The following is a 20,099-nucleotide window of genomic DNA, read 5'->3' on the forward strand; positions in this document are numbered from 1 at the left end:
CCCCCCCCCCCCCCCCCCCCCCCCCCCCCCCACCGCGCAGAAGCGCTCGCGCGAACCGGGCGGGCGCGAGCTGCCTTCGCGCGACGCGCTCGGCGCCATCCTCGACGGGCTGCGCGGCGCGCTTTTCCCGATGCGACTGGGCCCGCCCGACCTGCGCCAGGAGAGCGAGGACTTCTACATCGGCCACACGCTGGATGCCACGCTGCATGCGCTGCTGGGCCAGGTGCGGCTGGAGCTGCGCTACCAGCACCGCCACGCGGGCGGCGCCGACGAAGCGGCCACCGAACAGCAGGCGCGCGAACTGGTGCGCGACTTCGCGCACTCGCTGCCCCGGCTGCGCGGGCTGCTCGACAGCGACGTGGTGGCGGCCTACGAGGGCGACCCGGCCGCGCGCAGTGTGGACGAGGTGCTGCTGTGTTACCCCGGCATCCAGGCCATGATCCACCACCGCGTGGCGCACCGCTTCTACCAGCTGGGTGTGCCGCTGCTCGCGCGCATCGTGGCCGAACTCGCGCACGGCGCGACCGGCATCGACATCCACCCCGGCGCGTCCATCGGCGCGGGCTTTTTCATCGACCACGGCACTGGCGTCGTGATCGGTGAGACCGCCGTCATCGGCCAGCGCGTGCGCGTGTACCAGGCGGTCACGCTGGGCGCCAAGCGGTTCCCCACCGATGAGAACGGGCACCTGAGCAAGGGCCTGGCGCGCCACCCCGTGGTGGAGGACGACGTGGTGATCTACGCCGGCGCCACCGTGCTCGGGCGCGTGACCATCGGCCGCGGCGCCACCATCGGCGGCAACCTGTGGATCACGCACGACGTGGCCGCCGGCGCCAACCTGAGCCAGGCACGATCGCGGGAGGTCACCGCCAGCCCCTGATCGACCGCCACCGAGCTTTCCCCGCCCTCCCCTTCGCCGCGTCGCTTCGGCCGCACGCGTGGGGTCTTCTTTTGCCTTTTTTCAACCACCGAGCCACGGAGCCTTCATGTCTGACCCCACCCCCTCGCAACTGGCGCTGAGCGACAACGCCGCGCGCCAACTGGCCAATGCCACCAAGACAGCCCCCGTGCTGTCGACCATCAGCCCGCGCTGGCTCACGCACCTGCTGCAATGGCAGCCGGTGGAGGCCGGCATCTACCGCCTCAACAAGGTGAAGAACCCGCAGGATGTGGAGGTGCTGTGCGCCAAGCGCGACGAGAGCGAGCTGCCCTCGACCTACGTGGACTACGAAGACCAGCCGCGAGAGTACTTCCTGAACGCGGTCTCCACCGTGCTGGACGTGCACACCCGCGTGTCCGACCTCTACAGCAGCCCGCACGACCAGATCAAGGAACAGCTGCGCCTGACCATCGAAACCATCAAGGAAAAGCAGGAAAGCGAGCTGATCAACAACGCCGACTACGGTCTGCTGGCCAGCGTGCACCCGGACCAGATCGTGTACCCGCTCACCGGCGCGCCCACGCCGGACGACCTGGACGAGCTGCTCACCAAGGTGTGGAAGGAGCCGGCCTTCTTCCTCACGCACCCGCTGGCGATCGCCGCCTTCGGCCGCGAATGCACGCGCCGGGGCGTGCCGCCGCCCACCGTGAGCCTGTTCGGCTCGCAGTTCCTCACCTGGCGCGGCATCCCGCTGATTCCGAGCGACAAGGTGCCGGTGGCCGATGGCAAGACCAAGATCCTGCTGCTGCGCGTGGGCGACAAGCGCCAGGGCGTGGTGGGCCTGTACCAGCCGGGCCTCGCCGGCGAACAGAGCCCGGGGCTGTCGGTGCGCTTCATGGGCATCAACCGCAGCGCCATCGCCTCGTACCTGATCTCGCTGTACTGCTCGCTCGCGGTGCAGACAGAGGACGCGCTGGCGGTGCTGGAAGACGTTGAAGTGGGCAAGTTCCATGACTATCCAGACACCTACAAGTGAGCGGCCGCCGGCTGGCCTGCCCGACCTGGCAGCGCTGAACCAGCTCGCGGGCGCGTTCTTCGCCGCCCTGCCCGGCTCGCCGCCCTCGCTGCCGGCCACCCCGCTCGGTGGCGTGCCGGCGCCGGTGAACGTGTTGCCCGGTGGCAGCTCGCTCGGGCCGCTGGGCCAGGGCCCGCAGCTGCCGGGCACGCTGGCGCCCGGCGCGAACCTGGCGCCCACCTCACCGCAGAGCGTGCTCTCGCTGGGGGCGTCCACCCCTTCGCTGGTGCCGCACTCGACCGCGCCCAACGGCCTGCCCGACCACGCCGCGATCGTGCCGCCCGCACTCGACGGCCGCGTGGGCACGCAGGCCCTGGGCGTGCCGCCCTCGGACCGCGTCACGGCGCAGTCCTTCGGCCTGCCGGGCGCGGAAGACCTGCGCGAGCTGCTGGCCACGCCACCGCGCCACAGCGCGGCACCGAGCACCCCGACGGACAGAGCGGGGGCGTTCTACTTCACGCAAGGGTTGCACACGCCGCAAGGCTTTGCCACCCAGGCACCGCAAGCCGATGCGGCGCGCCACCCGCCGTTCGACGTGAACGCGGTGCGGCGCGACTTCCCCATCCTGCAGGAGCGCGTGAACGGCCGGCAGCTGGTGTGGTTCGACAACGCCGCGACCACGCAGAAGCCGCAGTCGGTGATCGACCGCGTGTCCTACTTCTACGAGCACGAGAACTCCAACATCCACCGCGCGGCGCATGCGCTGGCGGCCCGCGCGACCGACGCCTACGAAAGCGCGCGCGAGAAGGTGCGCGCCTTCCTGGGTGCATCGTCGGTGGAGGAAATCATCTTCGTGCGCGGCGCCACCGAGGCCATCAACCTGGTGGCCAAGACCTGGGGCGCGAAGCACGTGGGTGCGGGCGACGAGATCATCGTCTCGCACCTGGAGCACCACGCCAACATCGTGCCCTGGCAGCAGCTCGCGGCCGAAAAGGGGGCGGTGATCCGCGTGATCCCGGTGGACGACAGCGGCCAGGTGCGGCTGGACGAATACCAGAAGCTGCTCAACAGCCGCACGAAGCTGGTGGCCGTCACGCAGGTCTCCAACGCGCTCGGCACGGTGGTGCCGGTGCAGGAGATCGTGGCGCTGGCGCACCGCGCGGGCGCCAAGGCGCTGGTGGACGGTGCGCAATCGGTGAGCCATCTGCGCGTGAACGTGCAGGCGATCGACGCCGACTTCTTCGTGTTCTCCGGCCACAAGGTGTTTGGCCCGACCGGCATCGGGGTGGTCTACGGCAAGCGCGAACTGCTGGACGACATGCCCCCCTGGCAGGGGGGCGGCAACATGATCGCGGACGTGACCTTCGAGCGCACCGTGTTCCAGCCGCCGCCCAACAAGTTCGAGGCCGGCACCGGCAACATCGCCGACGCGGTGGGCCTGGGCGCGGCGATCGACTACGTGCAGCGCATCGGGCTGGAGAACATCGCGCGCTACGAGCACGACCTGCTGGCCTACGCCACGCACCACCTGCAACCCATTCCCGGCGTGCGCCTGATCGGCACCGCGCAGGAGAAGGCCAGCGTGCTGTCCTTCGTGCTGCAGGGTTACACCACCGAGGAAGTGGGCCAGGCGCTGAACGAGGAAGGCATCGCGGTGCGTTCGGGCCACCACTGCGCGCAACCGATCCTGCGGCGCTTCGGTGTGGAGGCCACGGTGCGGCCCTCGCTGGCGTTCTACAACACCTGCGAGGAAGTGGACCGCTTCATCGCGGTGGTGCGGCGGCTCAGCTCGGGTCGGCGACGGTAGCCCGAAGCCTCAGCGGCTGGCCACGATGAACAGCCGGGGGAATGGCAGCAACACCGTGCCATCGGCCAGCGCGGGGTAGGCCTGGGTGATGGCGGCGAGGTAGCGGACCAGGAACGCCGCTTTCTCGCCGTCGTCCAGCGGCGCCAGGTAGGGCCGCAGGGCCGAGCCCTTGAACCACTCCACCACCGCCTCGGGGCCTCCCGAGAGCGGGTGGAAATAGGTGGTGCGCCAGACATCGACCGCCGCGCAGCGCGGCTTGAGCAACTGGTAATAGAACGCGGCGTCGTGCCGCGCGGGGTGCTGCACGCTGCCGATCTTGCTCGCCCACGGGCCTTCCGCCGCGACCTCGCGCGCGAGGCGGTGCGCCGGCTCTTCGAGGTTGTCGGGCGTCTGCACGGCCAGGCTGCCACCGGGAGCGAGCCGGCTCATCAGGCGCGGGTACAGCGTGGCGTGGTCGGGCAGCCATTGCAGCGAGGCATTGGCCAGAATCACATCGAAGGACTCGACCGGGTCCCAGGCCGCGATGTCGCCAAGCTCGAAGCGCGTGCCGGGCAGGCGCTCGCGCGCGGCGGCCAGCATGTCGTCGGAGCTGTCCAGGCCCGTCACCCGGGCCTGCGCAAAGCGGTCGGCCAGCACCTCGGTGGAGTTGCCCGGGCCGCAGCCCAGGTCGATCGCGACCTGCACGTCGTGCGCCGGCAAGGCGGCCACCAGGTCGCGCACCGGGCGCGTGCGCTCTTGTTCAAAGGCCGAGTAGGTGCGGGCGGACCACGTCATCGCGTGTGCTCTCCATGGGTGTGATCGGCCTCCATTGTGCGCAGCAAGCCATGCCCCTGGCGAAGACCGAGTATCGATCTGCGAAAAGCGCATTGGCGCGGATGCGGGCGCCTGCCTACGCTGCCGGGTTAGCCGTCATTCGACGGCCTTTCAACCCAAGGATGTCTGCATGAACTCGAAGGTGCTCCAAGTCACCGCCCTCTCGCTGGTTTCCCTGGTCGCCGCGGTGGCTCCCGCCCTGGCCCAGACGCCGGCCTACCCCACCAAACCCATCACCCTGGTGGTGCCCTACCCGCCCGGCGGACCGAACGACACGATTGCCCGCGCCCTCGGGCCGGAACTGGCCAAGGCGCTCGCGGTGCCCGTGGTGATCGAGAACAAGCCGGGCGCCGCCGGCAACATCGGCACCGGCCACACCGCCCGCGCTGCGGCCGACGGCTACACCATCGCCCTGCCTGGCTCCGCGCTGTCGATCAACACCGTGATCTTCGACAACGCGCCTTACAAGATCGGCGACTTCCGCGCCGTCGGCATGGTGGCGCAGGGCCCAGTGGTGGCCGTGGCCCACCCGTCGCTGAACATCAAGACCATCGCGCAGCTCGTGGCCCACGCCAGGGCGAACCCGGGCAAGCTGTCCTTCCCCTCGGGTGGCAAGGGCACCTCGCCTTACCTGGCCGGCGAACTGCTCAAGAACACCGCGAACATCGACATGGTGCACGTGCCCTACAAGGGCACGGGCGAGTTCATTCCCGACTTGCTCGCGGGCCGGGTGCCGGTTGCGTTCGTGAGCCCATTGATCGCGCGCCAGCACGTGGACACCGGCGCCCTGGTGCCGCTGGCCACCACCGGCACCAGGCGCCTGCGCGGCTGGGAGAACCTTCCCACCTTGGAAGAGGCCGGCGTGGCGGGCTTCCGCGTGCTGCCCTGGTACGCCGTGGTCGTGCCGGCGGCCACGCCGACCCCGGTGGTGAACAAGCTCAACGCCGCGCTGCAGCAGGCCCTGGCCTCGGCCGAGATCCAGAAGAAGCTGGTGGACCTGGGCCTGGACGCCCTGCCCGGCACCGCCGACGAGGCACAGGCCGTCGTGGTGCAGGAAGTGCAGCTCTGGAAGAACGTGCGCCTCAGCGACTGATCTTCAACGCTGGAGCGCCTGACCGTCCGGCAGCACCGAGAAGGTCTCGAAATGCCGGGGCAGCACCTGCACCGCCGCAGGTGCCACCCGGCGCACCTCCTCCTGGAAGATCTCGGCGTGCGCCAGCGCGCTGCCCTGGTCCGCGCCGTAGGGGAAGGTCTGCACGTCCCAGTGCGTGGCCACCACCACCTTGGGCAGGCCGGTGGCGCGCAGCAGGCGCTCGGTGTAGCGGAAGATCTGCAGGCGCGGCCGGGCCGATGGCACGAGCACGATGGACGGCGTGAGGCCCTGCACCTCGCGCTCGATGTAGTTCATGGAGCCGAACATCAGGATCTCGTGGTGCTGGAAGCGCACCAGGTAGCCAAAGGTGCCGCCTTCGGAAAACGCCTTCAGGGGCAAAGGCCCTTGCAAACCTTCGGGCACGATGCCGGCGTCGAAATAGCACTTGTCGCACAGCGCCGAATGCAGGCTGGGGATCACGCGGATCGAGAGCTCGCCGAAGTCGTAGTCCTCGCCGCCGCGCACCGGCACCAGCTGCGATTCGGCCACGCCGTAGGCGCGGCCGATGTTGGTGGCGCTGTAGGAGCCGACCACGTGCGCGCCGGTCTTCTTCGCGATGTGCGGCATGTCCATGCAGTGGTTGAAGTGCGCATGCGACAGCAGGATGTGCGTGGCCTCCTGGATGTGCCGGTCGATGGTCTCGGTGTCGCTGGGCACGATCTCGTCGAAGCTGTAGGCAGGGCGCTCATCGCCCGGCGCGGCGTTCGCGGGCAGCATGCCGAAGCGGTTGCCGCTGTAGCGCAGGCGGGTGAAGTACGGGTCCAGCAAGACGGTGTGTTTGCCGTCGGTGATCTTCCAGGCCGCTGCCCCGTAGTGGGTCAGCTCGATTCTTCCATCCTCGAAATAGGTGCGGTCAACGCTCACGAACAATCCTCGGCTTTTTGGGTTAAACCGGCCATCATGAGAGACCGGCCCCTTGGTGCACAAAGAAGGTTTTCGCGATTGCTTATGCGTTCGGCGGCGATGGGAAGAAGCGGTTGTCGGGCCGGGGCAGGCCCAGGTTATCGCGCAGGGTGCTGCCTTCGTACTCGCGGCGCAGCAGGCCGCGCCGCTGCAGCTCGGGCACCACGTGGTCCACGAAGGCGTCCAGCCCGCCGGGCAGCCAGGGGAACATCACGTTGAAACCGTCGCTGCCCTCGGTGTCCAGCCATTCCTGCATCTCGTCGGCAATGGTCTGCGCCGTGCCCACGAAGGCCAGGCCGGCGTAGCCGCCCAGCCGCTGGGCCAGCTGGCGCACCGTGAGGTTCTCGCGCCGGGCCAGCTCGATGGTGCGCTCGCGCGTGCTCTGGCTCGCGTTGGTGGGCGGCACCTCGGGCAGCGGTGCGTCCAGATCGAAACCCGAGACATCGTGCCCAAGCGCGATGGACAACGAGGCGATCGCGCTGTCGGTGTGCACCAGGCCGTCGAGCCGCGCGCGGATCGCTTTCGCCTCGGCCACGGAATCGGCCACCACCACGAAGGCGCCGGGCAGCACCTTGAGGTGGTCGCGGTCGCGGCCGATCTTTTCCATGCGGCCTTTCAAGTCCGCATAGAAGCGCCGCGCGTTGTCCAGCGTGCCCGGGGCGGAGAACACCACCTCGGCCGTTTCGGCCGCGAGCTGGCGCCCGGCTTCGGAGGCGCCGGCCTGCACGATCACCGGCCAGCCCTGCACCGGCCGCGCGATGTGCAGCGGGCCGCGCACCGAGAAATGCGGCCCCTTGTGGTTGAGCACGTGCAGGCGCTCGGGGTCGAAGAAACGACCACTCTGCGCATCGCGGACGAACGCGTCGTCGGCCCAGCTGTCCCACAGACCGGTGACCACGTCGTGGAACTCGCGGGCGCGCACATAGCGCTGGTCGTGCTCCATGTGATCTTCAAGACCGAAGTTGCGCGCCGCGTCCGGGTTGCTGGTGGTCACGATGTTCCAGCCCGCGCGGCCGTGGCTCAGGTGATCCAGCGACGCGAAGCGGCGCGCAATGTGAAACGGTTCCTCGAACGTGGTGGACGCCGTGGCCACCAGCCCGATGTGGCGCGTGTGCTGCGCCAGGGCCGAGAGCAGCGTGAAGGGCTCGAACGAGGTCACCGTGTGGCTGCGCTGCAGGGCCTCGATCGGCATGTTCAGCACGGCCAGGTGATCGGCCATGAAGAAGGCGTCGAAGCGCGCGGCCTCCAGGCGCTTGATAAGGTACTTCAGCCGCTCGAAGTTGAAGTTCGCGTCGGCCCAGGCGCCGGGGTAGCGCCAGGCACCGGTATGAATGCTGACGGGGCGCATGAACGCGCCCAGCCGCAGTTGGCGCCGGCTCATGCCTCGCTGCCTTCGATGTCCTCGCCCAGCTCGTGCAGCAGGTGCTCGACGAAGGCCTCCATCGGCGGCAGGCCCGGTGGCAGGGAGCGGCCCGTGTGCAGCGGAAACCAGCCGCGCGGGCCCGCGCTCAGCCGCAGGAAGAGCACGTCGGGCGACTCGCCCGCGTCGAACACATGGGGCACACCCGCCGGCAGCCACACCCAGTCCCCGGCCTCGCACAACACACCGGTGAAGCCGGCCGAGGTGCGCACGCTCAGCAGCGCCGTGCCCTTCAGGAAGACGCAGGCCACGGCGTCTTCGCTGGTGAGTTCCTGAGGGCGCGGGTGCGCGCCGTCGTAACCCGGGTGGCTGAAACGCACGCGCTCGGACACGTGCGCGCCAAGTTGCCGCCGCAACTCAACCAGCGCTTTCGCGTGGTCCACCACCGCATCACCCGGCTCGGGCCCATCCACCCAGCGCCCCCAGCGCACGCCCACCGACGCGGCGGCCGGGCAGGCGGCGCCTTCGCACACCGAAGTGGACAACCAGAGACCGTCGGCATCAAACGTCGCAACAGCAGCCATGCGGGCCAGTGTCCGCGCGCGCCCCCACCCACACAACGACGCATTCGGACTTAGCTCATGCGCTCAGCGACTATGCGCATCCATATGCCCCCACGCGATAAACAAACTACTTCATAGTCGTTTGGTTATTTGGATGGCATCAACAGAATGCTGTTTTGCATTTGAACAACCAGGAGCCCTCTCATGAGCAACACCACCCTCCGACTCGGCGACACCGCTCCCGACTTCACGCAAGACTCCACCGCCGGCCCCATCCACTTCCACGACTGGGCGGGCGACAGCTGGGTCGTGCTCTTCTCGCACCCGGCCGACTTCACGCCCGTGTGCACCACCGAACTGGGCAAGACGGCCGCGCTCTCCGGCGAATTCGCCCAACGCAACGTCAAACCCATCGCCGTCAGCGTGGACCCACTGGACTCGCACGGCAAATGGGTGCTCGACATCAACGAGACCCAGAACACCACGGTGAACTTCCCCATCCTCGCCGATGCGGACAAGAAAGTCGCCACGCTCTACGACATGATCCACCCCAACGCATCGGCCACCGCCACCGTGCGCAGCGTGTTCATCATCGACCCCAAGAAAGTGATCCGCACCACGCTGACCTACCCCGCCAGCACGGGGCGCAACTTCGACGAGATCCTGCGCGTGATTGACTCGCTGCAACTCACCGACAGCCACAAGGTGGCCACGCCCGCCAACTGGAAAGACGGCGACGACGTGGTGATCGTGCCCAGCCTGCAAGACCCGGCCGAGATCGCGCAGCGCTTCCCCAAAGGTTTCAAGGCCGTGCGTCCGTACCTGCGCCTCACCCCGCAGCCCAACCGCTAAGGAAGGTCCGCCGCATGTCATCCTCACCCACCGTCATCATCATTCCGGGCTGGCGCAACTCCGGCCCGGGCCACTGGCAGACGCTGTGGTCCGGCAGCCTGCCCTCGGTGCTGCGGGTGGAGCAGGACGACTGGGTGGCACCGGTGCGCCAGTCCTGGGTGGCGCGGCTGAGCGAAACCATCGAACGCGCGCCGGGCCCGGTGGTGGTGGTGGCGCACAGCCTGGGCTGCATCACCACCACCCACCTGCCCTCCGAGATCACACAGCGCATCCAGGGCGCGCTGCTCGTGGCCCCGGCCGACCCCGAACGCCGAGGCGTGCTCGCCGACTTCGCCCCTGTGCCCTACCAGCGCCTGCCGTATCGAAGCATCCTCGTGGCCAGCAACAACGACCCCTATTGCCCGGTGCGCACGGCCGGCGCCTATGCAAGGGCCTGGGGCAGCGAGTTCGTGCGGCTCAACGACGCGGGACACATCAACGTGGATTCCGGCCATGGGGCATGGCCGCTGGGGTTGGCGTTGTTGCAGTCGTTGGGGGCGGAGGTGCCGGTGGGGGTGCGGCAGGTGACTGAGGCGGCTTGAATAGTTGAACACTTCCCCGCTTTGAACACCCGATGCGTCATTGGCCTGCCTCTAGAACATCGGTATCGCGTTAGACGATTTTCGCGGCCTTGCAAGAGGTGCTGACGTTTCACCCAGACTCGCGGACGGTTCCGCCGCTTGAGATTGATCGACCTCCGATTCATCTTCAACAAACTCGATACTCTGAATCATATCGATGGCATGTTGAGTCAGGTCACCCTCGCTCCCTTCCCGTGGCATGACGAAATGGGTAAAGCCACATACAGCTTTTGGCGAGCGAAACAAACAAAATGACAGTTCGCGTTGACGCTTTTTAAATCCTGCACTTTTTTCTACCACCACAACATAGCCTTGTGTATTCACCGCCTTTATGTTCAATATGGAGACCACCGTATTGAGTTCCTTTGGGCGCTCCTCAGCAGAGGATTCCGATAAAAACGAAGGTGTAAGATTTTTCCCCCACATACCTGTTTCAGGGTTTAGCAGAGCAAATCCACTCGTCACCTGTCCATCATTTTCCTCTAGACAATCAAGAGCAAACCCAAGTGATTTTTCGCTTGATTTCCAAGACCGTGGTAGCGGTGCAACGCCGACACTCACCACTGACGATTTGCGAATAGCTTCCACCCAAAAACCACCGCGACCATAGGCAGGATCACCTGAGTATCGCAATCGACTGTCGTGGCCAACGGGCAATACCATTTCAATCATGCACCCCGGTGCCATTCCAGCGTTCACTCGTGTGGAAAGCATCAACGTTGGCTGCTTCACAGCGTCAGCCGTCGCATTAAATTTTGTCTGACGCGGTTCAGCCACATCCTCTAAAAACTCGAAACTTCGAACTATTTTTAAAACCTGTCTGGCGTATTTTTTAATATTTCGCCCTCGCGGAACAACACCAGACCCACAAATGGCTTTTGGCGGATTCAACACACAAAATGCCATGTACCCCTGAGATGTTTTATTCACCAAAGCACCATCATAAGTGTCCAGCCATCCTTGCGCATTAACAGATTTTATATCGTATATTTCTGTGGCCAAAATAATTCGGCTTGCATTGCGAATATCACGCCGATCCTCTGACGCCAATATGTCGATGTACAACGCATGAGAATCTTTTACCCAGCGGTTTGCAGCCATATCAAAAGAGCCTCGCGACAAAAGGCTCCCTGCACCTTGCTCATTGCCGCAATAAATGCGCAATTGCAATGATTTCAATTTTTTCGAACCCTTACCTTTCGACCTTGAATCAAAGGACAGCCATCCCTTGGAGGCATCCCGATCAATGTCAAGAACGGCTCCAACAGGAATCATGGCAGAAATATTATAATTCGGGCCATAATTCCTTCTCACCTTCTGCAGGGAAGAATCGCTGGCGTATGTTGCAAAAGCTGTTTCAGCGAGCAATGTCAATGCAAAAAGCAGTAACAGTTTCATCGGTTCGCCGTGAACCTCTGAACTGGCAACGCCTCTAGATCAGCTGCCCTGGCAAGTTGGCCCAACCCTGCCAAGACCCCAACAAGTATCCATAGCTTCACTTCGCATCCCTTCTGGGCGTGTAGCGGTCAGGTCCACGACCTCTTCATTGCTGACTCTTCGGGCAGGAAAGCTCGCGACGACGTTTTCAATGATCATTCTTGTTGGTGGCGCGCTTCGCCGGTTGTGGTGGAGAAGAACCCGGGTTTTCGGTGAAGCGCGGTTAGCGCCACAACAAAAACTGGATCGACGCAGTCTTGGTGCGCTGGGTGCGTTTCGGTTGTCATTTACACGAGCCGGTCGATTGAGGGCCCTGGTTGTGCCTTCGGTGGAATGAAATGAAAAAGCCGGCCCGGGATCGTTTCTTTCACGCGTTCACCACCCCTCCCATGCGCACGGGCCGCGATGTGTTGCGCAGCGCCGACGTTGTGGCCCTGGGCGTTTGCGCGTGTTTCTCTTCGCTGCACCTTGCTCTATGAATGAGTCGATGTTTGAGCAAGCAGGAACTGGTTCAGTTGGTGCCCAGTCATGCGGTGCGCACGGTGCAGGTGAAGAACGGTGTGCCAGAGGTATTCTGGGAGCCGGTGCGCGTCAATACCTCGGATCCTCGGGTGTCCGTCATTCTGAATCACGGTCACCGCCACCTGCCCCAGGAAATCTCTCACCTGATGGGCGCAGCGGGCCTATCGGGCGAAGACGTGGACATTGTGTTCACGCATACGTCCTCAAGCAGCGAATGGCATGCCGCAACAAGCATCCATGGGCTTGCGAACAAGGTCTACGACATCTACCCATACACCGGCAACATCGTGTCGGCCTCTATCCCAAGTTCATTGGCGCGGGCCGAAGAAGACGGGAGATTGAAAAACGGCGATCGCGTGCTGTTCCTAATGACAAGCGCGGGCATGTCATTCGCAGCTGGCAGGTTCGATCAAAGAAAGGGCTGATTCATGATCATTGAGAACGTCGCGGTTAGCTTTCCAACAAGAAAGGTCGGCAATGATGAGGTAGTAGATATGGTGCGCACGCTCTCCAAAAATTTTGAAGGAGACTTATCCAAGATGCTGCGAGTGGTTAAAACTCGCCTAGATCGGAGTGGGTTGGTTAATCGCAATTGGCGAGAGCGCAATGAGCTCCCCATTGATCATGTTCTCTTGTCGGTTGATTCGGCGTTGAATGGAACAGGACTTCGACCTCAAGACATCGACTTGTTGATCTACGTGGGAATCGGCGGAGGCTTTCACAAGCTGGGCAACGCCTATATTCTGGCTAAGACCTTGGGCATTCACAACGCAGAATGCTTTGACATTCTTGATGCCTGCATGAGTTGGACAAGGGCATTATCGTTAGCGAACAGCCTCTTCAAAACGAGGAATCTTCGCAATGCCTTGATTGTGAATGCAGAGTTCAACGTCATCGAAAATGCAGAAGGCGTTCTGGAAACCGGCAGGGTACGTCACTTACAGGAGCTCGATTACCTCCTGCCCTCCTACACCATTGGAGAAGCGGCTACCGCCACCCTGCTTCTGCCAACCGCTCCAGATAACTTCTCTATTACCTTCCATTCGAAACCAGATTTCGCACACCTCTGCATGATTCCAGCCGCGGGATACGAAGGATTTTTTGAAGTTGATCATGCGACTGCCGAATATGGTGTGGGAAGGTTCACCGCATTTGGCCGAGAGATTCATGACCGAATCGCAGAAGAGTTGCCTCTCACAATGGTCAAATCCCAAATCAGGCCTTCCGAAGCTGACATCGTCTTCACACACTCCTCATCCAAGGCAGCATGGGATCGAATTGGCCAACAGCATGGATTTGCCGACAAGATATTCCATATCTACCCAGAAACCGGCAATGTCGTCTCTGCCTCCATTCCAGCCGCCATGGCGATGGCCCAAGACGCAGGCAGATTACTCAAAAAAGCCCGTGTCGCATTTTTGATGGGAAGTGCAGGCATGTCTTTTTCAACTGGTGGTTTTTTATATTAACCAATAAAGGAGAAGTTATGACTGAAAGCCTATTTCACCGCTTCACACAAGCGCTTCACGCCAATGCTAAAACATCAGCTCGGAGCATGGTTGTTGCCGGCGCGCTCGGAGTCATTCTTTTCGGCTCATACGGCGTACTCTGGCTGTATGTCACGCCACTTCAACATGAGCGCCTTGAACTTCGGCTAATCGGCATGGCGCTCGGCCTAGCACTTTGGTTCAGCCCCCGTTTTCCGGAGCAATTCAAAAATTTTCTGCCATGGCTTTGGTTTGCAGCGATCTGCTATGCGCTGCCGTTTTTCTCTACATATCAACTGCTAGCCAGTAACTACTCGATTCTTCGCTCCATGATCGAGGTAGCGACTGTGTTTTTCGTCATTGTCATTTTCCCAAATTACACACTCTCGCTTGCATGCTTGGCATTGGGCATAGGCATGGGTGTGTTGATGGCGTATCTCTCGCTCACAAATTTTTGGGCCTTAAACCACGCCATTGTGGTATCGGTTCATCTCCCAGCCATGCTGTACAGCATGGTGGCAGGGATGATCTTCATGCGCACCCACATCAAAAGTCAGCTGGCCCAGGAAAAGGTCGAGGCCATGAAAGCCTTGATCGGCTCCATCGCCCATGAAATGAGAAGCCCCATGGGTCAGCTCACCCAGAGGATGGATGCGATCGGCAAGCGCTTGCCCGACCATGTTGTCGGTTCGCTGACCCAATCCATTGACGTGATTGATCTGGAGGCCATCTACGCCGAAATCGCCAAGTGCAAGGAGGCCGCCGAGCGGGGAATGCAGGTGGTCGAAATGACCATGGACGAGATCAACGCCAAGCCGATCGACCGCTCTGGGCACCGTTATCTGTCAGCCACGTCGGTCGTGAACAAGGCCGTGACGGAGTTCTGCTACACGAACCCCGAACACAAAAACAGGATCTCCGTGGTGCCGAACCGGGACTTCGTCTTCAGGGGCGACGAGACGCGCTTCATCTTCACCCTGTGCAATCTGCTGAAGAACGCGACCTACTATTTCGACAAGCATCCGAAGGCCCGCGTCAAGATCACGGTGAATGACCGCATCGTGACGGTGGAGGACACGGGGCCTGGCATAAAGCCCGAAGTGATTTCGCGGTTGTTCGAGGCTTTTCACAGCGAGGGCAAGCAGGGTGGCACCGGGCTGGGCCTGTCTTTCTGCCAGCGCACCATGCGAGCCTTTGGGGGCGCCATCAGCTGCGAGTCCGTGTACGGCGAGTTCACCCGGTTCGTGATGCGCTTTCCGCACGTGGCCGAGAACGAGATTTCCGCACACGTGGAAGGTGTGAAAAGGCAAGGCGTCGCGATGTTCAATGGCAAGCAGATCCTGGTCGTGGACGATTCCCGGCATTTTCGTCAAATGCCCAAAAACGCGCTTGTCGCACTGGGCGCGCTGGTCGATGAGGCAGAGAACGGCAACGAGGCGCTGGCGAAGCTGGCCGCCCAGCCCTACGACGCGATGCTGCTGGACCTGTGCATGCCCGAGCTGGACGGCTACGCCACGGCCGAGAAGGTGCGCCGTGGTGCCATCCCCGGGTTGGAGAATCTGACCATCGTGGTCCATTCCTCAGAGTCTCCCCACGCGGCCAGGGTCAGGTTGGACCGGATCGGGGTGAAGGAATTTCTTTCGAAAGGGTGCTCGCCAGAGGAGCTGGTCGAGGTGCTGTGTCGCGCCCATGCCTCGTCGAAAAGCAAAGCGAAAGCCATGGAGGCTTGCGCAAAGCACTCGGGCAAGACCATGCTGCTGGTCGACGACGAGGATTTCAGCCGCAAGTACGTGCGCATGGTGTTGATGACGCAGGGGTTCCAGGTGCTGGAGGCGCCGAACGGGAAAATCGCCCTGAGTCTGCTGAACGACGCCTCGATGCATGTCGATGCGGTGATCACGGACATTCACATGCCCGACCTGAGCGGGATCGAGCTCGCGCGAACCCTGCGCGCACGCCCCCGCCCTCGGGGCGCCACGCCCGTGATCGCGCTGAGCGCCCGCTCCGATGGGGCCATGATGTCGGCTGCACGTGCGGCGGGCATCAACGACTTTCTCATCAAGCCGGTGCAGGCGACAAAACTCCTTGAGTCGCTGAGCCGGCAACTGGGCATTGCCATCAAGGATGTGAGGGTGGATGCCTTGGCGACCCCGCAGGCATCGGCGTCGGCGTCGACGCACGCGCTTATCGATGTCGCCAGGCTGGACAGCTTGCGCCGGTTGGGCCTGATCAAGGCGGATCTCGCCCATGCGCTGGAGGACATGCGCACCAAGTTTGGCCAGTTGGCCGGCTATGTCGCCGCCAACGACATAGGGCGGGCGAAGACGCTGATGCATGCTTTGATGGGCCTGGCCGGGCATCTGGGTGCCAGGGCGTTTCACGATGAATTGCGGGCGAAGTACGCCCTGATTGTGGAGACGGGGCAATGGCCACCCGATGGAGACTGGCTGCTCAAGCTGCGCCAGCTGTTCACCGACACGGACCGGCTGTTGCGAGCCCGCACGGGCGTCTGAACCCAAGAAAGGTCCGAGCCACCTTTATTCCCATCTGGAATAAAGAAACAAGAACAAAGTCGTTTGGATTCTCAGGGTGGGCGCCCAGAATCTGACACATCCTGTTTCTTGCTCGGAGCTTTGCCATGAAAAACACCTTGCGCGCGGCGCTTGCCGCCGTCGCCCTGTCCACCTCCGCCCTGGCGGGCGCACAGACCACGCTGCTGAACGTCTCTTACGACGTGGCCCGTGAGTTCTACAAGGACATCAACGTGGCGTTCGCCGCGAGCTACAAGAAGTCGACCGGCAAGGACATCAAGGTGGACCAGTCGCACGCCGGCTCGAGCGCCCAGGCGCGTGCCGTGGCCGATGGCCTGGAAGCGGATGTGGTGACCTTCAACACGACGACGGACGTGGACTTTCTGGCAGAGAAGGGTGTCGTCGCCAAGGACTGGCGTCAGAAATTTCCGAACGGTGCCGCCCCCACGACTTCGACCATGCTGTTCCTGGTGCGCAATGGCAATCCCAAAGGCATCAAGGACTGGGATGACCTGATCAAGCCTGGCGTGCAGGTGGTGGTGGTCAACCCCAAGACCGGTGGCAATGGCCGCCTGGCTTACCTGGCCGCCTGGGGCTACGTGCGCAGCAAGGGCGGCAGCGATGCCGATGCCGCCGAGTTCGTGGGCAAGCTTTACAAGAACGTGCCGGTGCTGGCGCGCGGTGGCCGTGACGCCACGGGCGTGTTCCTGCAACGCAATATTGGTGATGTGCTGGTCACCTTCGAGTCCGAGGTGGTGTCGGTGAACGCCGAGTTCGGCGCCGGCAAGGTCGATGCGATCCACCCGAGCGCGTCCATCGTGGCGGAGAACCCGGTGGCGATCGTCGAGCGCACGGTGAACAAGAAGGGCACGGCCGCCGAGGCCAAGGCCTACCTCGATTTCCTCTACAGCCCGGAAGGGCAGGAGATCGCGGCCAAGCACAACATCCGCCCGCGCAACGAAGCCGTGCTGAAGAAGTACGCCTCGGCGTTCAAGCCCATCAAGCTGTTCAACGTGAGCGACTATTTCGGTTCGCTGGCTGAAGCTCAGAAGGTGCACTTCAACGACGGTGGGCAGTTCGACAAGCTGTACACGGTGAGGTAAAGAGGCCCCCCTGCCGCGCTTCGCGCGTCCCCCCTCAAGGGGGGCGGTGCCTGAGGCCCGGCAGAGCCGGTTCCTCTGCACCTCTTGATCAAGCCCATTCACGCGCCAGGGCACCCTGGACCCACGACATGACCACCGCCACGCTGCCAACCGCAGCCGCTCCAACTGAAAACCGCCGCCGCACGCGCCGCCGCGTGCTGCCGGGCTTCAACATCACGCTGGGTTTCACGGTTTTCTACCTGAGCCTGATCGTGCTGATCCCGTTGTCGGCCCTTTTCGTCAAGACGTTTTCGCTGACCTGGCCGCAGTTCTGGGAAGCCGTTACCGCACCTCGCGTGCTGGCGTCGTACAAGCTGACCTTCGGCGCTTCACTGATCGCCGCCACGGTGAATGCCGTGTTCGGGCTGCTGGTAGCCTGGGTGCTGGTGCGCTACAGCTTCCCCGGCAAGAAGATCGTGGACGCCTTGGTGGACTTGCCGTTTGCGCTGCCCACCGCCGTGGCGGGCATCTCGCTCACCGCGATCCTGGCGGGCAACGGCTGGATCGGCCAGTACACGGAGCCGCTGGGCCTCCAACTGGCCTTCAACCCGAATGGTGTGGTGATCGCGCTGATCTTCATCGGCCTGCCTTTCGTGGTGCGCACGGTGCAACCGGTGCTCGAAGACTCCGAAAAGGAACTCGAAGAGGCCGCCACCTGCCTGGGCGCCACGCGCTGGCAGACCTTCAGCCGCGTGATCTTCCCGAGCATCGCGCCCGCCCTGCTCACCGGTTTCGCGATGGCGTTCGCCCGCGCGGTGGGTGAGTACGGTTCGGTGATCTTCATCGCGGGCAACATGCCCATGGTGTCGGAGATCACGCCACTGATCATCATCAGCAAGCTCGAACAGTACGACTACGCAGGAGCCACCGCCGTGGCGCTGGTGATGCTGCTGTTCTCGTTCGTGCTGCTGTTGCTGATCAACGGCCTGCAGACCTGGCAACGCAAGCGCTCCGGGGGGAACCTGCAATGAGCACCGCCACCTCTCCGCGCACCGCGCGCAAGGGCACGACGGAAGCGGCCTGGGTGCGCCGCACGCTGATCGGCATCGCGCTGCTTTTCATGGCGTTGTTCCTGGTGTTGCCGCTGGCCGCGGTGTTCACCGAGGCACTGCGCAAGGGCTTCGAGGCCTATTGGGAAGCGCTGAAGGACCCGGACGCGTGGTCGGCCATCCGCCTCACGCTGCTCACGGCCGCGATCGCCGTGCCGCTGAACCTGGTGTTCGGCGTGGCGGCGGCCTGGGCCGTGGCGAAGTACGAGTTCCGGGGCAAGTCCTTCCTCACGACGCTGATCGACCTGCCGTTCTCGGTGTCGCCGGTGGTGGCGGGCCTGATCTACGTGCTGGTGTTCGGCGCGCAGGGCTGGATGGGCCCGTGGCTGGCCGAGCACGACATCAAGATCGTGTTCGCCGTGCCCGGCATCATCCTGGCCACGATCTTTGTCACCTTCCCCTTCATCGCGCGCGAACTCATTCCGCTGATGCAGGCGCAGGGCAATGACGAGGAGCAGGCCGCGATCGTGCTTGGGGCCTCGGGTTGGCAGACCTTCTGGCACGTGACCTTGCCCAACATCAAGTGGGGCCTGATCTACGGCGTGATTCTCTGCAACGCGCGCGCCATGGGCGAGTTCGGCGCGGTGTCGGTGGTGTCGGGCCACATCCGGGGCCAGACCAACACCATGCCGCTGCACGTGGAGATTCTCTACAACGAGTACCAGTCCGTCGCCGCCTTCGCCGTGGCGTCGCTGCTGGCCCTGCTGGCCCTGGTCACGCTGGTGATCAAGTCGGTCGCCGAATGGCAGATGGAGCGCGAATTGAAGGCGCTGGCCGAGCTGCCTCCCGAACGGCCCACGCCCGCCCACCCAACCCTGCTGGGACAGACACCATGAGCATCGAGATCCGCGACATCAACAAGAACTTCGGCACCTTCCAGGCGCTGAAGAACGTCAACCTGGACATCCACTCGGGCGAACTGCTGGCCCTGCTCGGCCCCTCGGGCTGCGGCAAGACCACGCTGCTGCGCATCATCGCGGGGCTGGAGACGCCGGACACGGGCAACATCCTGTTCAGCGGCGAGGACACCACCGACGTGCACGTGCGCGAGCGCAACGTGGGCTTCGTGTTCCAGCACTACGCGCTGTTCCGCCACATGACGGTGTTCGAGAATGTGGCCTTCGGCCTGCGCGTGAAGCCGCGCGGCCAGCGCCCGAGCGACGCGCAGATCAAGACCAAGGTGCTCGATCTGCTCAAGCTGGTGCAGCTGGATTGGCTGGCGGACCGCTACCCTTCGCAACTCTCGGGCGGCCAGCGCCAGCGCATCGCCCTGGCGCGAGCGCTTGCGGTGGAGCCCAAGGTGCTGCTGCTCGACGAGCCTTTCGGCGCGCTCGATGCCAAAGTGCGCAAGGAACTGCGCCGCTGGCTGCGCCGCCTGCACGACGAACTGCACGTGACCAGCGTGTTCGTCACCCACGACCAGGAAGAAGCCCTGGAAGTGGCCGACCGCGTGGTGCTCATGAACCAGGGCCAGGTGGAGCAGATCGGCGCACCGCAGGAAGTGTGGGAGCACCCGGCGAGCCCGTTCGTGTACGGCTTCCTGGGCGATGTGAACCTGTTCCATGGCCGCGCCAACGAAGGCCAGTTGCACCTGCAAGGCGTGTCCATTGATTCGCCCGAACACGCCAGTGCCCAGGACGCCAAGGCCTTTGCCTATGTGCGCCCGCACGACCTGGACGTACAGCGCTACGCGGCCGGCCTGCCTGGTATCGTGGCCAAGCTGGAGCGTGCGGTGGTGGTGGGCCCGATCGCTCGGCTCGAACTGCTGCCAGTGGATGCGCAGGCCCCGGGTGGGTACGACCCGCTGATCGAGGCGCGCATGTCGTCGGAGCGTTTCCGCGAACTGGGCTTCCAGGAAGGCGACACGCTGGTGGTCTCGCCGAAGAAGGCCCGGGTGTTTCTGCAGCCGCAGGCAGCCTGAAGCACAAGATTTACGCCGCTTACATCGGGTATCACAGCCCGGTG

At 63.8% G+C, this 20,099-nt stretch carries 18 protein-coding genes; 13 read left to right on the top strand and 5 right to left on the bottom strand.

Annotated features, from left to right (window positions below; all coding sequences use genetic code 11):
- The 3 genes from epsC to ACODTB_RS24950 form a co-directional block, all read left to right on the top strand.
- A partial coding sequence (gene epsC / locus ACODTB_RS24940; protein WP_488929840.1) for a serine O-acetyltransferase EpsC occupies window positions 1-880 on the top strand: 880 nt, incomplete at its 5' end.
- A 106-nt stretch (window positions 881-986) separates the two neighbouring features.
- On the top strand, window positions 987-1,916 hold the full coding sequence (locus ACODTB_RS24945) for a family 2A encapsulin nanocompartment shell protein (protein WP_291112362.1): 930 nt from the start codon (window positions 987-989) through the stop codon (window positions 1,914-1,916).
- Window positions 1,891-3,702 carry a family 2A encapsulin nanocompartment cargo protein cysteine desulfurase gene (locus ACODTB_RS24950; RefSeq protein WP_291112360.1) on the top strand — a complete coding sequence of 604 codons (1,812 nt, stop codon included), beginning with the start codon at window positions 1,891-1,893 and terminating at the stop codon, window positions 3,700-3,702. Before ACODTB_RS24945 ends, ACODTB_RS24950 begins: the two co-directional genes overlap by 26 nt.
- A gap of 9 nt (window positions 3,703-3,711) precedes the next feature.
- Here ACODTB_RS24950 and tam read toward each other — a convergent pair whose 3' ends face one another.
- Window positions 3,712-4,476, bottom strand: a complete 765-nt coding sequence (tam, locus tag ACODTB_RS24955; RefSeq protein ID WP_291112358.1) for a trans-aconitate 2-methyltransferase — start codon at window positions 4,474-4,476, stop codon at window positions 3,712-3,714.
- Window positions 4,477-4,645: 169 nt separating this feature from the next.
- Here tam and ACODTB_RS24960 point away from each other — a divergent pair, with 169 nt between their 5' ends.
- Complete coding sequence (locus ACODTB_RS24960) at window positions 4,646-5,608, top strand: tripartite tricarboxylate transporter substrate-binding protein (RefSeq protein WP_488929841.1); 963 nt, start codon at window positions 4,646-4,648, stop codon at window positions 5,606-5,608.
- 3 nt (window positions 5,609-5,611) lie between these two features.
- Here the strand turns inward: ACODTB_RS24960 and ACODTB_RS24965 are convergent, their stop codons facing one another.
- The 3 genes from ACODTB_RS24965 to ACODTB_RS24975 all read right to left on the bottom strand — a co-directional run bounded on the left by ACODTB_RS24965 (window position 5,612) and on the right by ACODTB_RS24975 (window position 8,515).
- Window positions 5,612-6,532: an MBL fold metallo-hydrolase gene (locus tag ACODTB_RS24965; RefSeq protein WP_488929842.1), complete on the bottom strand. Its 921-nt coding sequence runs from the start codon at window positions 6,530-6,532 to the stop codon at window positions 5,612-5,614.
- An 82-nt stretch (window positions 6,533-6,614) separates the two neighbouring features.
- Entirely contained in the window at window positions 6,615-7,952 is a 1,338-nt protein-coding gene (locus ACODTB_RS24970; RefSeq protein ID WP_291112353.1) for an LLM class flavin-dependent oxidoreductase, read from the bottom strand.
- On the bottom strand, window positions 7,949-8,515 hold the full coding sequence (locus ACODTB_RS24975) for a cupin domain-containing protein (RefSeq protein ID WP_291112352.1): 567 nt from the start codon (window positions 8,513-8,515) through the stop codon (window positions 7,949-7,951). Before ACODTB_RS24975 ends, ACODTB_RS24970 begins: the two co-directional genes overlap by 4 nt.
- A gap of 183 nt (window positions 8,516-8,698) precedes the next feature.
- Between ACODTB_RS24975 and ACODTB_RS24980 the strand changes: the two genes are divergently transcribed.
- Complete coding sequence (locus ACODTB_RS24980; RefSeq protein WP_291112350.1) at window positions 8,699-9,346, top strand: peroxiredoxin; 648 nt, start codon at window positions 8,699-8,701, stop codon at window positions 9,344-9,346.
- A gap of 14 nt (window positions 9,347-9,360) precedes the next feature.
- Complete coding sequence (locus ACODTB_RS24985; RefSeq protein WP_488929843.1) at window positions 9,361-9,927, top strand: RBBP9/YdeN family alpha/beta hydrolase; 567 nt, start codon at window positions 9,361-9,363, stop codon at window positions 9,925-9,927.
- Between the two features lie 51 nt (window positions 9,928-9,978).
- On the opposite strand, the gene ACODTB_RS24990 is transcribed toward ACODTB_RS24985, so the two are convergent.
- Window positions 9,979-11,364: a hypothetical protein gene (locus ACODTB_RS24990; protein ID WP_488929844.1), complete on the bottom strand. Its 1,386-nt coding sequence runs from the start codon at window positions 11,362-11,364 to the stop codon at window positions 9,979-9,981.
- Window positions 11,365-11,894: 530 nt separating this feature from the next.
- Between ACODTB_RS24990 and ACODTB_RS24995 the strand changes: the two genes are divergently transcribed.
- The 7 genes from ACODTB_RS24995 to ACODTB_RS25025 all read left to right on the top strand — a co-directional run bounded on the left by ACODTB_RS24995 (window position 11,895) and on the right by ACODTB_RS25025 (window position 20,055).
- Window positions 11,895-12,350, top strand: coding sequence for a 3-oxoacyl-[acyl-carrier-protein] synthase III C-terminal domain-containing protein (locus ACODTB_RS24995; protein ID WP_488929845.1), 456 nt, complete (start codon window positions 11,895-11,897; stop codon window positions 12,348-12,350).
- Between the two features lie 3 nt (window positions 12,351-12,353).
- Window positions 12,354-13,394 carry a 3-oxoacyl-[acyl-carrier-protein] synthase III C-terminal domain-containing protein gene (locus ACODTB_RS25000; RefSeq protein WP_488929846.1) on the top strand — a complete coding sequence of 347 codons (1,041 nt, stop codon included), beginning with the start codon at window positions 12,354-12,356 and terminating at the stop codon, window positions 13,392-13,394.
- A 17-nt stretch (window positions 13,395-13,411) separates the two neighbouring features.
- Window positions 13,412-15,925: an ATP-binding response regulator gene (locus tag ACODTB_RS25005; RefSeq protein WP_488929847.1), complete on the top strand. Its 2,514-nt coding sequence runs from the start codon at window positions 13,412-13,414 to the stop codon at window positions 15,923-15,925.
- A gap of 125 nt (window positions 15,926-16,050) precedes the next feature.
- Window positions 16,051-17,046, top strand: coding sequence for a sulfate ABC transporter substrate-binding protein (locus ACODTB_RS25010; RefSeq protein ID WP_291112346.1), 996 nt, complete (start codon window positions 16,051-16,053; stop codon window positions 17,044-17,046).
- Window positions 17,047-17,174: 128 nt separating this feature from the next.
- Window positions 17,175-18,056 carry a sulfate ABC transporter permease subunit CysT gene (cysT, locus tag ACODTB_RS25015; RefSeq protein WP_488929848.1) on the top strand — a complete coding sequence of 294 codons (882 nt, stop codon included), beginning with the start codon at window positions 17,175-17,177 and terminating at the stop codon, window positions 18,054-18,056.
- A complete protein-coding gene (gene cysW / locus ACODTB_RS25020; RefSeq protein ID WP_291112342.1) occupies window positions 18,053-18,970 on the top strand; it encodes a sulfate ABC transporter permease subunit CysW in 918 nt (305 codons plus the stop codon). The genes cysT and cysW overlap by 4 nt, the downstream gene beginning before the upstream one ends.
- Window positions 18,967-20,055: a sulfate/molybdate ABC transporter ATP-binding protein gene (locus ACODTB_RS25025; RefSeq protein WP_291112340.1), complete on the top strand. Its 1,089-nt coding sequence runs from the start codon at window positions 18,967-18,969 to the stop codon at window positions 20,053-20,055. Before cysW ends, ACODTB_RS25025 begins: the two co-directional genes overlap by 4 nt.
- Window positions 20,056-20,099: the final 44 nt, after the last annotated feature.

It is taken from the genome of Hydrogenophaga sp. FG152 (assembly GCF_057809615.1).

Coding starts and splice junctions, on each gene's coding strand:
- ACODTB_RS24945 (WP_291112362.1), top strand. CDS start 987: ATGTCTGACCCCACCCCCTCGCAACTGGCGCTGAGCGACAACGCCGCG.
- ACODTB_RS24950 (WP_291112360.1), top strand. CDS start 1,891: ATGACTATCCAGACACCTACAAGTGAGCGGCCGCCGGCTGGCCTGCCC.
- tam (WP_291112358.1), bottom strand. CDS start 4,476: ATGACGTGGTCCGCCCGCACCTACTCGGCCTTTGAACAAGAGCGCACG.
- ACODTB_RS24960 (WP_488929841.1), top strand. CDS start 4,646: ATGAACTCGAAGGTGCTCCAAGTCACCGCCCTCTCGCTGGTTTCCCTG.
- ACODTB_RS24970 (WP_291112353.1), bottom strand. CDS start 7,952: ATGAGCCGGCGCCAACTGCGGCTGGGCGCGTTCATGCGCCCCGTCAGC.
- ACODTB_RS24975 (WP_291112352.1), bottom strand. CDS start 8,515: ATGGCTGCTGTTGCGACGTTTGATGCCGACGGTCTCTGGTTGTCCACT.
- ACODTB_RS24980 (WP_291112350.1), top strand. CDS start 8,699: ATGAGCAACACCACCCTCCGACTCGGCGACACCGCTCCCGACTTCACG.
- ACODTB_RS24985 (WP_488929843.1), top strand. CDS start 9,361: ATGTCATCCTCACCCACCGTCATCATCATTCCGGGCTGGCGCAACTCC.
- ACODTB_RS24990 (WP_488929844.1), bottom strand. CDS start 11,364: ATGAAACTGTTACTGCTTTTTGCATTGACATTGCTCGCTGAAACAGCT.
- ACODTB_RS25000 (WP_488929846.1), top strand. CDS start 12,354: ATGATCATTGAGAACGTCGCGGTTAGCTTTCCAACAAGAAAGGTCGGC.
- ACODTB_RS25005 (WP_488929847.1), top strand. CDS start 13,412: ATGACTGAAAGCCTATTTCACCGCTTCACACAAGCGCTTCACGCCAAT.
- ACODTB_RS25010 (WP_291112346.1), top strand. CDS start 16,051: ATGAAAAACACCTTGCGCGCGGCGCTTGCCGCCGTCGCCCTGTCCACC.
- cysT (WP_488929848.1), top strand. CDS start 17,175: ATGACCACCGCCACGCTGCCAACCGCAGCCGCTCCAACTGAAAACCGC.
- cysW (WP_291112342.1), top strand. CDS start 18,053: ATGAGCACCGCCACCTCTCCGCGCACCGCGCGCAAGGGCACGACGGAA.
- ACODTB_RS25025 (WP_291112340.1), top strand. CDS start 18,967: ATGAGCATCGAGATCCGCGACATCAACAAGAACTTCGGCACCTTCCAG.